Origin of the sequence: Streptomyces angustmyceticus (genome assembly GCF_019933235.1) — a bacterium.
GTDB lineage: Bacteria > Actinomycetota > Actinomycetes > Streptomycetales > Streptomycetaceae > Streptomyces > Streptomyces angustmyceticus.
On sequence record NZ_CP082945.1, the window covers coordinates 6,686,936 to 6,700,194 of the forward strand.

Annotated in this window: 13 protein-coding genes; 12 read left to right on the plus strand and 1 reads right to left on the minus strand. The window is 70.7% G+C overall.

Features of this window, described 5'->3' with window-relative positions:
* Positions 1 to 48 precede the first annotated feature (48 nt).
* Entirely contained in the window at positions 49 to 615 is a 567-nt protein-coding gene (gene efp / locus K7396_RS29890; protein WP_018087607.1) for an elongation factor P, read from the plus strand.
* Positions 616 to 617: 2 nt separating this feature from the next.
* Positions 618 to 1,052, plus strand: coding sequence for a transcription antitermination factor NusB (nusB, locus tag K7396_RS29895; RefSeq protein ID WP_086717143.1), 435 nt, complete (start codon positions 618 to 620; stop codon positions 1,050 to 1,052).
* A gap of 197 nt (positions 1,053 to 1,249) precedes the next feature.
* Here nusB and bldD read toward each other — a convergent pair whose 3' ends face one another.
* Positions 1,250 to 1,750, minus strand: coding sequence for a transcriptional regulator BldD (bldD, locus tag K7396_RS29900; RefSeq protein WP_030076442.1), 501 nt, complete (start codon positions 1,748 to 1,750; stop codon positions 1,250 to 1,252).
* A 220-nt stretch (positions 1,751 to 1,970) separates the two neighbouring features.
* Here bldD and pyrR point away from each other — a divergent pair, with 220 nt between their 5' ends.
* The 10 genes from pyrR (at position 1,971) to gmk (ending at position 13,191) form a co-directional block, all read left to right on the plus strand.
* On the plus strand, positions 1,971 to 2,561 hold the full coding sequence (gene pyrR, locus K7396_RS29905; protein WP_086717144.1) for a bifunctional pyr operon transcriptional regulator/uracil phosphoribosyltransferase PyrR: 591 nt from the start codon (positions 1,971 to 1,973) through the stop codon (positions 2,559 to 2,561).
* Positions 2,562 to 2,654: 93 nt separating this feature from the next.
* The gene (locus K7396_RS29910) at positions 2,655 to 3,632 is read left to right on the plus strand and encodes an aspartate carbamoyltransferase catalytic subunit (protein ID WP_086717145.1); all 978 of its coding nucleotides are present in this window, start codon (positions 2,655 to 2,657) and stop codon (positions 3,630 to 3,632) included.
* A gap of 5 nt (positions 3,633 to 3,637) precedes the next feature.
* Positions 3,638 to 4,924 carry a dihydroorotase gene (locus K7396_RS29915; protein ID WP_086717146.1) on the plus strand — a complete coding sequence of 429 codons (1,287 nt, stop codon included), beginning with the start codon at positions 3,638 to 3,640 and terminating at the stop codon, positions 4,922 to 4,924.
* Positions 4,921 to 5,517, plus strand: coding sequence for a PH-like domain-containing protein (locus tag K7396_RS29920; protein ID WP_086717147.1), 597 nt, complete (start codon positions 4,921 to 4,923; stop codon positions 5,515 to 5,517). The genes K7396_RS29915 and K7396_RS29920 overlap by 4 nt, the downstream gene beginning before the upstream one ends.
* Complete coding sequence (gene carA / locus K7396_RS29925; RefSeq protein WP_086717148.1) at positions 5,514 to 6,668, plus strand: glutamine-hydrolyzing carbamoyl-phosphate synthase small subunit; 1,155 nt, start codon at positions 5,514 to 5,516, stop codon at positions 6,666 to 6,668. Before K7396_RS29920 ends, carA begins: the two co-directional genes overlap by 4 nt.
* Positions 6,661 to 9,972: a carbamoyl-phosphate synthase large subunit gene (gene carB / locus K7396_RS29930; RefSeq protein ID WP_086717149.1), complete on the plus strand. Its 3,312-nt coding sequence runs from the start codon at positions 6,661 to 6,663 to the stop codon at positions 9,970 to 9,972. Before carA ends, carB begins: the two co-directional genes overlap by 8 nt.
* A gap of 78 nt (positions 9,973 to 10,050) precedes the next feature.
* Positions 10,051 to 11,160, plus strand: coding sequence for a quinone-dependent dihydroorotate dehydrogenase (locus tag K7396_RS29935; RefSeq protein ID WP_086717150.1), 1,110 nt, complete (start codon positions 10,051 to 10,053; stop codon positions 11,158 to 11,160).
* Positions 11,157 to 11,993 (plus strand): orotidine-5'-phosphate decarboxylase, encoded by an 837-nt coding sequence (gene pyrF / locus K7396_RS29940; RefSeq protein WP_086717151.1) that lies wholly within the window; start codon positions 11,157 to 11,159, stop codon positions 11,991 to 11,993. Before K7396_RS29935 ends, pyrF begins: the two co-directional genes overlap by 4 nt.
* Before the next feature lie 215 nt (positions 11,994 to 12,208).
* Positions 12,209 to 12,532 carry an integration host factor gene (locus tag K7396_RS29945; RefSeq protein WP_006607450.1) on the plus strand — a complete coding sequence of 108 codons (324 nt, stop codon included), beginning with the start codon at positions 12,209 to 12,211 and terminating at the stop codon, positions 12,530 to 12,532.
* A 38-nt stretch (positions 12,533 to 12,570) separates the two neighbouring features.
* Complete coding sequence (gmk, locus tag K7396_RS29950) at positions 12,571 to 13,191, plus strand: guanylate kinase (RefSeq protein WP_086717152.1); 621 nt, start codon at positions 12,571 to 12,573, stop codon at positions 13,189 to 13,191.
* Positions 13,192 to 13,259 lie beyond the last annotated feature (68 nt).

Sequence of the window (13,259 nt, forward strand, 5' to 3'; positions counted from 1 at the left end):
CGCGTGCTCCGGGGTCCCACCACCTGCAGTCCAGGAGATTCCGCAACCGTGGCATCCACGAACGACCTCAAGAACGGCATGGTGCTCAAGCTCGAAGGCGGCCAGCTCTGGTCCGTCGTCGAGTTCCAGCACGTCAAGCCCGGCAAGGGCCCGGCCTTTGTCCGCACCAAGCTCAAGAACGTGCTGTCCGGCAAGGTGGTGGACAAGACCTTCAACGCCGGCGTGAAGGTCGAGACGGCCACCGTCGACAAGCGCGGGATGCAGTTCTCGTACATGGACGGCGACTACTTCGTCTTCATGGACATGGACACCTACGACCAGCTGCACGTCGACCGCAAGGCCGTCGGCGACGCCGCGAACTACCTCATCGAGGGCTTCGAGGCGGTCGTGGCGCAGCACGAGGGCGAGGTGCTCTACGTCGAGCTGCCCGCCGCGGTCGAGCTGACCATCAAGCACACCGAGCCCGGTGTCCAGGGTGACCGTTCCACCGGTGGCTCCAAGCCCGCCGAGCTGGAGACCGGCTACTCCATCCAGGTGCCGCTCTTCATCACGACCGGCGAGAAGATCAAGGTCGACACCCGCACGGGCGACTACCTCGGCCGGGTGAACAGCTAACCGTGGCTGCCCGCACCAAGGCCCGTAAGCGCGCCTTCCAGATACTCTTCGAGGCCGACCAGCGCGGTGCCGATGTGCAGTCCGTGCTCGCGGACTGGATGCGGCACGCCCGGACCGACCCCCGACAGCCGCCGGTGAACGAATACACCCTGCAGTTGGTCGAGGGGTACGCGGATCATGTCGCCCGGATCGACGAACTGATCTCCACCTACGCGGTCGACTGGGACCTGGACCGGATGCCCGCGGCCGACCGCAGCATCCTGCGGCTCGGCGCCTATGAGCTGCTCTGGGTGGACGAGACGCCGGACGCGGTGGCGATCGACGAAGCCGTGCAGCTCGCCAGGGAGTTCTCCACCGACGACTCCCCGGCCTTCGTCAACGGCCTGCTCGGCCGGTTCAAGGAGCTGAAGCCGGGCCTGCGGCGCGAGGCGCAGTAGGCGGTCGGCAGAGCGTGTGAACGGGCCCGGAGCGAAGGGTGATGCTCCGGGCCCTTCGCATGCCCGCAGAACGGCGCCTGGGGGCTCTCCTGGCGCCGTATGCGCCCCCGTCGTGCGCTGTCTGTGCGCCGGTACGCGAAAACCGCCGCCCCGGAAGCCCGGAGCGGCGGTACGTTTCTGCAGGTGGTGCGGGGTTTTCAGAGCTCGTCGTGCTGCACGGCGCGGCGCGCCTCGGCGTCGAGCACGCCCCAGCTGATCAGCTGCTCGGTCAGCACCGAGGGCGACTGGTCATAGATGACCGCGAGGGTGCGCAGGTCGTCCTGGCGGATCGAGAGGACCTTGCCGTTGTAGTCACCGCGCTGGCTCTGGATGGTGGCGGCGTAGCGCTGCAGCGGGCCGGCCTTCTCCTGCGGGACATGGGCGAGGCGCTCCAGGTCGAGCACCAGCTTCGGCGGCGGCTCGGCCGCTCCGCCCGGTGTCGTGCCCGGCAGCAGCTCCTGCACCGGGACGCCGTAGAAGTCCGCCAGCTCGGCAAGGCGCTGCACGGTCACGGCGCGGTCGCCGCGCTCGTACGAACCGACCACCACGGCCTTCCAGCGGCCCTGGGACTTCTCCTCGACACCGTGGAGAGAAAGGCCCTGCTGGGTGCGGATGGCGCGGAGCTTGGCCCCGAGCTGTTTGGCGTATTCGCTGGACATAAAACTCCCCAGACGGCTGTATCGACATGCGGCTCCGCCGCGGGCTGGTAACTCACTGTGAGGTTACGCAGCGTAATCTGACTTCGTCAAGCGGAACGGGGCAGACCCTCACCCGTCAGGGGTGCGGACGGGCCCCGGGAGGGCCCCTGGTAACCTGACCGCGTAATTCCGACGTCCTTTAAGGTCCGTCCCGTGAGGCGGAGAAGGAGGTCCGTTTCATATGGACGCAAGCAGTTCCGACACGACGGCTCAGCTCCCCGCCCGGCCGGTGCTCGAAGGCCCGGACATCGCGCGGATGCTCACCCGCATCGCCCACGAGATCGTCGAGCGCGCCAAGGGCGCGGACGATGTGGTGCTCCTGGGGATTCCCACCCGCGGCGTGTTCCTCGCCCGACGGCTCGCCGCCAAGCTCGAAGAGATCACCGGCCGCGCGGTCCCGGTCGGCTCGCTCGACATCACGATGTACCGCGACGACCTGCGCCTGGGCCCGGCCCGTACGCTCGCCCGCACGGACATCCCCGCCGAGGGCATCGAGGGCCGCGTCGTCCTCCTCGTCGACGACGTCCTCTTCTCCGGCCGCACCATCCGCGCCGCACTCGACGCGCTGGGCGACATCGGCCGGCCGCGCGCCGTGCAGCTCGCGGTCCTCGTCGACCGCGGCCACCGCGAACTGCCGATCCGCGCCGACTACGTGGGCAAGAACCTTCCCACGTCGCTGCGGGAGACGGTCAAGGTCCAGCTCACCGAGGAGGACGGCCGGGACGCCGTGCTGCTCGGCGTGAAGCACACCGCCCCGGCCGGCGAGCGCTGACGCATCGCGCGCGGACCCGGTGACCCCGGGCCCGCAGGCATGCCCGCTCGACGGACATTCCCGTACACCTCCATCACTCACGGAGAAAACCGGATGAAGCGTCACCTCATCTCGGCCGCCGACCTCACGCGCGACGACGCCGTCCTGATCCTCGACACCGCCGAGGAGATGGCCCGGGTCGCCGACCGGCCGATCAAGAAGCTCCCCACCCTGCGCGGACGCACCGTCTGCAACCTCTTCTTCGAGGACTCCACCCGGACCCGGATCTCCTTCGAGGCCGCCGAGAAGCGGCTCTCCGCGGACGTGATCAACTTCGCGGCGAAGGGGTCCAGCGTCTCGAAGGGCGAGTCCCTCAAGGACACCGCCCAGACCCTGGAGGCGATGGGCGTGGACGCCGTCGTCATCCGGCACAGCGCCTCCGGCGCCCCCTACCGGCTCGCCACCTCCGGCTGGATCGACGCCCCGGTCATCAACGCCGGTGACGGCACCCACCAGCACCCCACCCAGGCCCTGCTGGACGCCTTCACCATGCGCCGCCGGCTCATCGGGCCGGACGCCGGGCTCGGCCAGGACCTCGCCGGCCGGCGGATCACCCTGGTCGGCGACGTCCTGCACAGCCGGGTCGCGCGCTCCAACGTCGACCTGCTGCACACCCTGGGCGCGGAGGTCACCCTCGTCGCGCCGCCCACCCTGGTGCCGGTCGGGGTGGAGAACTGGCCGTGCGAGGTCTCCTACGACCTCGACGCGGTGCTCCCCAAGTCCGACGCCGTGATGATGCTGCGGGTGCAGCGCGAGCGGATGAACGCCGCCTTCTTCCCGACCGAGCGGGAGTACTCGCGCCGCTACGGCCTGGACGGCGAGCGCATGGCGCGGATGCCCGGGCACGCGCTGGTGATGCACCCCGGCCCGATGGTCCGCGGCATGGAGATCACCGCAGAGGTCGCCGACTCCGACCGCTGCACGGTCGTCGAGCAGGTGGCCAACGGCGTCTCCATCCGGATGGCCGTCCTGTACCTGCTCCTGGGCGGCAACGAGCCCGCCCTCACCCACCCCCGTACCGAGGAGAAGTAAGAACCATGAGCAAGATCCTGATCCGCGGTGCCCGGGTGCTGGGCGGGGAGCCCCAGGACGTCCTGATCGACGGCGAGTTCATCGAGGCCGTCGGCACCGGGCTGAGCGCCGAGGGCGCCGAGGTCGTCGAGGCCGACGGGAAGATCCTGCTGCCCGGGCTCGTCGACCTGCACACCCACCTGCGCGAGCCCGGCCGCGAGGACTCCGAGACGGTGCTCACCGGCACCCGCGCCGCGGCCTCCGGCGGCTACACCGCCGTGTTCGCCATGGCCAACACCTTCCCGGTCGCCGACACCGCCGGCGTCGTCGAGCAGGTCTACCGGCTCGGTAAGGAGCACGGCTACTGCGACGTGCAGCCCATCGGCGCGGTGACCGTCGGCCTGGAGGGCAAGAAGCTCGCCGAGCTGGGCGCCATGCACGAGTCCGCGGCCGGCGTCACGGTCTTCTCCGACGACGGCAAGTGCGTCGACGACGCCGTGATCATGCGCCGGGCGCTGGAGTACGTGAAGGCCTTCGGCGGCGTCGTCGCCCAGCACGCCCAGGAGCCGCGGCTGACCGAGGGCGCCCAGATGAACGAGGGCGTGGTCTCCGCCGAGCTGGGGCTCGGCGGCTGGCCGGCCGTCGCCGAGGAGTCGATCATCGCCCGCGACGTGCTCCTCGCCGAGCACGTCGGCTCGCGGGTGCACATCTGCCACCTGTCGACCGCCGGGTCCGTGGAGATCGTGCGCTGGGCCAAGTCCCGCGGCATCGACGTCACCGCCGAGGTCACCCCGCACCACCTCCTGCTGACCGACGAGATGGTGCGCAGCTACAACCCCGTCTACAAGGTCAACCCGCCGCTGCGCACCGAGCGCGACGTGCTGGCCCTGCGCGAGGCGCTGGCCGACGGCACCATCGACATCGTCGCCACCGACCACGCCCCGCACCCGCACGAGGACAAGGACTGCGAGTGGGCCGCCGCCGCCATGGGCATGGTGGGCCTGGAGACCGCGCTCTCCGTCGTCCAGCGGACGATGGTCGACACCGGCCTGCTGACGTGGGCGGACGTCGCGGACCGGATGTCCTTCGCGCCGGCCCGGATCGGCAGCGCGGCAGGCCACGGCCGTCCCGTCTCGGCCGGTGAGCCCGCCAACCTCACGCTGGTCGATTCCGCTTACCGTGGAGAGGTGGACCCCGCGGGCTTCGCCTCCCGCAGCCGCAACACCCCCTACGAGGGCCGTGAGCTGCCGGGGCGCGTCACCCACACCTTCCTGCGGGGCCGGGCAACGCTCGTCGACGGGAAGCTGGCGTGACACCTCCACTGAGCAATCTGGCCGCGGCGCCGCACTCGGCGCCGGTCACCGACTGGGCCGGGCGGATCGCCTGGGTCGCCGGCCTCCTGGTCTTCGTCGTCTTCGTCTACTGGCTGATGCGCCAGGGCTGGAAGTGGCGCAGCACGCTCCAGGGCGACCTGCCCGAGCTGCCCACCGCTCCCGCCGACGCGGGCGAGCCGCAGCTGACCCTGTCCGGCCGCTACCACGGTTCCACCACCGCGGGGCAGTGGCTCGACCGGATCGTGGCCCGCGGCCTGGGGACCCGCAGCCGCGCCGAGCTGACCCTGACCGACCGGGGCCTGGACGTCGTACGGCCGGGCGCGACGGACTTCTTCGTGCCGGCCGCCGCACTCCGCGGCGCCCGCCTCGACAAGGGCATCGCCGGCAAGGTCCTGACCGAGGGCGGCCTGCTGATCGTCACCTGGGAGCACGGCGACCGGCGGATCGACTCCGGCTTCCGCTCCGACCGGGCGGACGAGCACCCGGCCTGGGTCGAGGCCGTCAACCGGCTGAGCACCACCGAGCACACCACCAGCACCACCGAGCACACCGAAACGGAAGGCGCACGATGACGACCTCCACCAGGGGCACCGCCCACGGCACAAGGGGGCTGCCCGCCGTACTCGTCCTGGAGGACGGCCGCTCCTTCCGCGGCCGCGCCTACGGCGCCGTGGGGGAGACCTTCGGCGAGGCGGTGTTCTCCACCGGCATGACCGGCTACCAGGAGACGCTGACCGACCCCTCCTACCACCGCCAGGTGGTCGTCATGACCGCCCCGCACATCGGCAACACCGGGGTGAACGACGAGGACCCCGAGTCGCAGCGGATCTGGGTCTCCGGCTACGTCGTCCGCGACCCCGCCCGCATCCCGTCCAACTGGCGCTCGGTGCGCTCGCTCGACGACGAACTGGTCGCCCAGGGCGTCGTCGGCATCAGCGGCGTCGACACCCGCGCCCTGACCCGCCACCTGCGCGAGCGCGGTGCCATGCGGGTCGGCATCTTCTCCGGCGACGCGCTGCCCGACGAGGGCACGATGCTGGCCAAGGTCCGCCAGGCCCCCGAGATGCAGGGCGCCGACCTGTCCACGCAGGTCGCCACCAAGGAGTCCTACGTCGTCCCGGCGATCGGCACCAAGAAGTTCACCGTCGCCGCCATCGACCTGGGCATCAAGGGCATGACCCCGCACCGGATGGCCGAGCGCGGCATCGAGGTGCACGTCCTGCCGGCCACCGCCACCGTCGAGGACGTCTACGCCGTGAACCCCGACGGCGTGTTCTTCTCCAACGGCCCCGGCGACCCGGCCACCGCCGACCACCCGGTCTCCGTCATGCGCGGGGTGCTGGAGCGGAAGACGCCGCTGTTCGGCATCTGCTTCGGCAACCAGATCCTGGGCCGCGCGCTCGGCTTCGGCACGTACAAGCTCAAGTACGGGCACCGCGGCATCAACCAGCCGGTGCAGGACCGCACGACCGGCAAGGTCGAGGTCACCGCGCACAACCACGGCTTCGCCGTCGACGCCCCGCTCGACAAGGTCTCCGACACCCCCTTCGGCCGCGCCGAGGTCTCCCACGTCTGCCTCAACGACGACGTGGTGGAGGGCCTGCACCTCCTCGACCAGCCGGCCTTCAGCGTCCAGTACCACCCCGAAGCCGCCGCGGGTCCGCACGACGCCGCGTACCTCTTCGACCGCTTCGTTTCCCTGATGGAGGGCCAGCGTGCCTAAGCGCACCGATATCCAGTCCGTCCTGGTCATCGGCTCCGGCCCGATCGTCATCGGCCAGGCCGCCGAGTTCGACTACTCCGGTACCCAGGCGTGCCGGGTCCTCAAGTCCGAGGGCCTGCGCGTCGTCCTGGTGAACTCCAACCCGGCGACGATCATGACCGACCCGGAGATCGCCGACGCGACGTACGTCGAGCCGATCACCCCGGAGTTCGTCGAGAAGATCATCGCCAAGGAGCGCCCCGACGCGCTGCTGCCGACCCTGGGCGGCCAGACCGCGCTGAACACCGCGATCTCGCTGCACCAGGCCGGCACCCTCGACAAGTACGGCGTCGAGCTGATCGGCGCCAACGTCGAGGCGATCAACAAGGGCGAGGACCGCGACCTGTTCAAGGAGGTCGTGGCGGAGGTCAACCGGAAGATCGGCCACGGCGAGTCCGCCCGCTCGGTGATCTGCCACTCCATGGACGACGTCCTCGCGGGCGTCGACGAGCTGGGCGGCTACCCCGTCGTCGTCCGCCCCTCCTTCACCATGGGCGGCGCCGGCTCCGGCTTCGCCCACGACGAGGAGGAGCTGCGCCGGATTGCCGGCCAGGGCCTGACGCTCTCCCCGACCACCGAGGTGCTCCTGGAGGAGTCCATCCTCGGCTGGAAGGAGTACGAGCTGGAGCTGATGCGCGACAAGAACGACAACGTCGTGGTCGTCTGCTCCATCGAGAACTTCGACCCGATGGGCGTGCACACCGGTGACTCGATCACCGTCGCCCCGGCGATGACGCTCACCGACCGTGAGTACCAGACCCTGCGGGACGTCGGCATCGCCGTGATCCGCGAGGTCGGCGTCGACACCGGCGGCTGCAACATCCAGTTCGCGGTCAACCCCGAGGACGGCCGGGTCATCGTCATCGAGATGAACCCCCGCGTCTCGCGCTCCTCCGCGCTGGCCTCCAAGGCCACCGGCTTCCCGATCGCGAAGATCGCCGCCCGGCTCGCCGTCGGCTACACCCTCGACGAGATCCCCAACGACATCACCGAGAAGACGCCGGCGTCCTTCGAGCCGACCCTCGACTACGTCGTCGTCAAGGTGCCCCGCTTCGCCTTCGAGAAGTTCCCGGCCGCCGACGCCACCCTCACCACGACCATGAAGTCGGTCGGCGAGGCCATGGCCATCGGCCGCAACTTCCCCGAGGCGCTCAACAAGGCCCTGCGCTCCTTGGAGAAGAAGGGAAGCCAGTTCGACTTCGTCGGCGAGCCGGGCGACAAGGCCGCGCTGCTGGAGAAGTCCCAGGTCCCCACCGACGGCCGGATCAACACCGTCATGGCGGCGATCCGGGCCGGTGCCACGCCCCAGGAGGTCTTCGACGCCACGAAGATCGACCCCTGGTTCGTCGACCAGCTCTTCCTCGTCAAGGAGATCGCCGACGAGATCGCGGCCGCCGAGAAGCTCCACCCGGAGATCCTTGCGGACGCAAAGCGCTACGGCTTCTCCGACGCCCAGATCGCGGCGATCCGCGGCCTGCGCGAGGACGTCGTCCGCGAGGTCCGGCACGCCCTCGGCGTCCGCCCGGTCTACAAGACGGTCGACACCTGCGCCGCCGAGTTCGCCGCGAAGACCCCGTACTTCTACTCGTCCTACGACGAGGAGACCGAGGTCGCCCCGCGCGAGAAGCCGGCCGTGATCATCCTCGGCTCCGGCCCCAACCGCATCGGCCAGGGCATCGAGTTCGACTACTCCTGCGTCCACGCCTCGTTCGCGCTCAGCGACGCCGGCTACGAGACCGTGATGGTCAACTGCAACCCCGAGACCGTCTCGACGGACTACGACACCTCCGACCGCCTGTACTTCGAGCCGCTGACGCTGGAGGACGTGCTGGAGATCGTGCACGCCGAGACCCAGGCGGGCCCGGTCGCCGGCGTCGTCGTCCAGCTCGGCGGGCAGACCCCGCTGGGCCTGGCGCAGGCGCTCAAGGACAACGGCGTGCCGATCGTCGGCACCTCGCCCGAGGCGATCGACCTCGCCGAGGAGCGCGGCGCCTTCGGCCGGGTGCTCACCGAGGCCGGACTGCCCGCCCCCAAGTACGGCACCGCGTTCTCGTTCGACGAGGCCCAGCGGATCGCCGCCGAGATCGGCTACCCGGTCATGGTCCGCCCGTCCTACGTGCTCGGCGGCCGCGGCATGGAGATCGTCTACGACGAGGCGTCGCTGGGCGAGTACCTCACCCGCCACGCCGGCCTGATCGACCGGCACCCGGTCCTGATCGACCGGTTCCTCGACGACGCCATCGAGATCGACGTCGACGCGCTCTACGACGGCCACGAGCTCTACCTCGGCGGCGTCATGGAGCACATCGAGGAGGCCGGCATCCACTCCGGCGACTCCGCCTGCGCGCTGCCCCCCATCACGCTGGGCGGCTACGACATCAAGCGGCTGCGGGCCTCGACGGAGGCCATCGCCAAGGGCGTCGGCGTCCGCGGGCTGATCAACATCCAGTTCGCGATGGCCGGGGACATCCTCTACGTGCTGGAGGCCAACCCCCGCGCGTCCCGTACGGTGCCCTTCACCTCGAAGGCCACCGCCGTGCCGCTGGCCAAGGCCGCCGCCCGGATTTCTCTGGGCGCGACCGTCGCCGAGCTGCGCGCCGAGGGCATGCTGCCCAAGTCGGGCGACGGCGGCACCCTGCCGCTGGACGCGCCGATCTCCGTCAAGGAAGCCGTGATGCCCTGGTCGCGCTTCCGCGACATCCAGGGCCGCGGCGTGGACACCGTCCTCGGCCCGGAGATGCGCTCCACCGGCGAGGTCATGGGCATCGACTCGGTCTTCGGCACCGCCTACGCCAAGTCGCAGACCGGCGCCTACGGCGCGCTGCCCACCAAGGGCCGGGCGTTCGTCTCCGTCGCCAACCGCGACAAGCGCTCGATGATCTTCCCGGCCCGTGAGCTGGTCGCGCACGGCTTCGAGCTGCTCGCCACCTCCGGCACCGCCGAGGTGCTGCGCCGCAACGGCATCAACGCCACCGTGGTGCGCAAGCAGTCCGAGGGCGAGGGCCCGGACGGCGAGAAGACCATCGTCCAGCTCATCCACGACGGCCAGGTCGACCTGATCGTCAACACCCCCTACGGCACCGGCGGCCGGCTGGACGGCTACGACATCCGCACCGCGGCCGTGGCCCGCGCCGTGCCCTGCCTGACCACGGTCCAGGCGCTGGCCGCCGCGGTCCAGGGCATCGAGGCCATGTCCCGAGGGGACGTCGGCGTGCGGTCCCTCCAGGAACACGCCGAACATCTCACCGCGGCCCGCGAGGAGTAGCGGCCAGGAGGGGGACACCGACGCGGTGTCCCCCTCTTCGTGCCCCCTCGCTCCTCACCCCGGAAGGCCCACCCGACGATGTACCGCCTCTTCTTCCACCTGATCTTCAAGCGCATGGACCCCGAGCAGGCCCACCACCTGGCCTTCCGCTGGATCCAGCTGGCCGTGCGCGTCCCCGTGCTGCGCACCTTCCTCGCGGCCGCCCTCGCCCCCCGCTACCGCGAGCTGCGCACCGAGGCGCTGGGGCGCCGGATGCACGGCCCCTTCGGCCTGGCCGCCGGCTTCGACAAGAACGCCGTCGCGATCGACGGGATGACCATGCTCGGCTTCGACCACGTCGAGATCGGCACGGTCACCGCCCAGCCGCAGCCCGGCAACCCCAAGAAGCGCCTGTTCCGGCTGGTGGCGGACCGCGCGCTGATCAACCGCATGGGCTTCAACAACGACGGCTCCGCGTCCGTGGCGGCCCGCCTCGCGGCCCGCCGCGCGGTCTTCCCGGCCACCGTCGGCGTCAACATCGGCAAGACCAAGGTCGTCCCGGAGGCCGAGGCCACCGCCGACTACGTCACCTCCACCGAGCGGCTCGCCCGGCACGCCGACTACCTCGTCGTCAACGTCTCCTCCCCGAACACCCCGGGGCTGCGCAACCTCCAGGCCGTCGACCACCTGCGCCCGCTGCTGACGGCCGTGCGCGAGGCCGCCGACCGCACGGTCACCGACCGCCGGGTCCCGCTGCTGGTCAAGATCGCCCCCGATCTCGCCGACGCGGACGTCGACGCGGTCGCCGACCTGGCCGTCGAGCTGGGCCTCGACGGGATCATCGCCACCAACACCACCATCGCCCGCGAGGGCCTCGGCCTGGCCTCCGACCCGGCGCTGACCGCCGAGACCGGCGGACTGTCCGGCGCGCCCGTCAAGGAGCGCTCCCTGGAGGTGCTGCGCCGCCTCTACGCCCGCGTCGGCGACCGGATCACCCTCATCGGGGTGGGCGGCATCGAGAACGCCGAGGACGCCTGGCAGCGCATCCTCGCCGGCGCCACCCTCGTCCAGGGCTACAGCGCCTTCATCTACCAGGGCCCGTTCTGGTGCCGCGCGATCCACAAGGGCCTCGCCGCCCGCCTGCGCAACAGCCCGTACGCCACCCTCGCCGACGCCGTCGGCGCCGAGCACCAGAAGGTGACCGCATGACCAGGGAAGCCTTCGGTGCGCGCCTGCGCCGCGCCATGGACGAGCGCGGCCCGCTCTGCGTCGGCATCGACCCGCACGCCTCGCTGCTGGCCGACTGGGGCCTGAACGACGACGTCGCGGGCCTGGCGCGGTTCACCCGGACCGTGGTGGAGGCGCTCGGCGAGACGGTCGCGGTCTTCAAGCCGCAGTCGGCCTTCTTCGAGCGCTTCGGCTCGCGCGGCCTGGCCGTGCTGGAGACCGCCGTCGAGGAGGCGCGCGAGCGCGGCGCCCTGGTCCTGATGGACGCCAAGCGCGGCGACATCGGCTCGACCATGGCCGCCTACGCCGAGACGTACCTGCGCCCGGACTCGCCGCTGTTCTCCGACGCGCTGACCGTCTCCCCGTACCTCGGCTACGGCTCGCTGCGCCCGGCCGTCGACCTGGCCCGCGAGAGCGGCTCCGGGCTCTTCGTCCTGGCCCTCACCTCCAACCCGGAGGGCGCCGAGGTCCAGCGCGCGGTGCGCGAGGACGGCCGCACGCTCGGCGCGACCATGCTCGGCCACCTCGCCGCCGAGAACGCCGGCGCCGAGCCGCTGGGCTCCTTCGGCGCGGTCGTCGGCGCCACGCTCGGCGATCTCTCCTCGTTCGACCTGGCGATCAACGGCCCGCTGCTCGCCCCCGGCATCGGTGCCCAGGGCGCCACCCCCGCCGACCTCCCGAAGGTCTTCGGCGACGCCGTCCGCAACGTCGTGCCGAGCGTCAGCCGGGGGGTGCTGCGGCACGGCCCGGACACCTCCGCGCTGCGCGCCGCAGCGGACCGATTCACCGACGAAGTGCGCACCGCGCTCGATTGAGACCCTTCCGACGGGGACTTTGGTCCCGAATTGTCCTGGTCAGCAGAGTCTGACCAGGACTTTTCGCTTGTTCTCGCTGACTCCGGCGCCCTCTGGCGCTAGTCTCCGACGAGAGCACTGCACGTAAGCGCGTTGCTCGTTGCTCCGCAGGTGCGGGGCGACTAGGTTCCACACCGGTCCGTATCCGACAGTTCGACATCCGAGGTGACGTAGGCGTGGCTCTTCCGCCCCTTACCCCTGAACAGCGCGCAGCCGCGCTCGAGAAGGCCGCCGCGGCTCGCCGGGAGCGCGCCGAGGTCAAGAATCGGCTCAAGCACTCCGGTGCTTCCCTCCATGAGGTCATCAAGCAGGGCCAGGAGAACGACGTCATCGGCAAGATGAAGGTCTCCGCCCTCCTGGAGTCCCTGCCGGGCGTCGGCAAGGTCCGCGCCAAGCAGATCATGGAGCGTCTCGGGATCTCCGAGAGCCGCCGTGTCCGGGGTCTTGGCTCCAACCAGATCGCGTCGCTGGAGCGCGAGTTCGGCAGCACTGCTTCCTGAATTTTCCGGCATCACCGGGAAGCTGGAATAATCGCTGCATGAGTTCTGCAGTCCCCGGGGGGACGACCCCCGCGCCCCCGGCCAGACAACCGCGACTGACCGTGCTCTCCGGCCCCTCCGGGGTCGGCAAGAGCACGGTCGTCGCGCATCTGCGCAAGGTCCACCCCGAGGTCTGGCTCTCGGTTTCGGCCACCACCCGCAAGCCGCGCCCCGGGGAGCGGCACGGCGTCCAGTACTTCTTCGTCGACGACGGAGAGTTCGACAAGCTCATCGCCAACGGTGAGCTGCTCGAATGGGCCGAATTCGCGGGCAACCGCTACGGCACCCCCCGCAAGGCGGTGCTGGACCGCCTGGAGTCCGGGGAGCCCGTCCTGCTGGAGATCGACCTGCAGGGCGCCCGCCAGGTCCGCGAGTCCATGGCGGAGGCGAACCTGGTCTTCCTGGCCCCGCCGAGCTGGGACGAGCTGGTCCGCCGGCTCACCGGCCGGGGCACGGAGGCACCGGAGGTCATCGAGCGCCGGCTGGCCGCCGCCCGGATCGAACTGGCGGCGGAGAAGGAGTTCGATGTGACGCTTGTCAACACCTCCGTCGAGGACGTCAGCCGTGAGCTGCTAGCCTTGATGCTGAATCGATCCGGAGACGAGAACACCAGCGGCTGACCGCGCAGCTCCCCGGATCGTCGAAGACTTTTGCGTCACACCCCGCTTCATCCCCCTTCGGAAGGTAG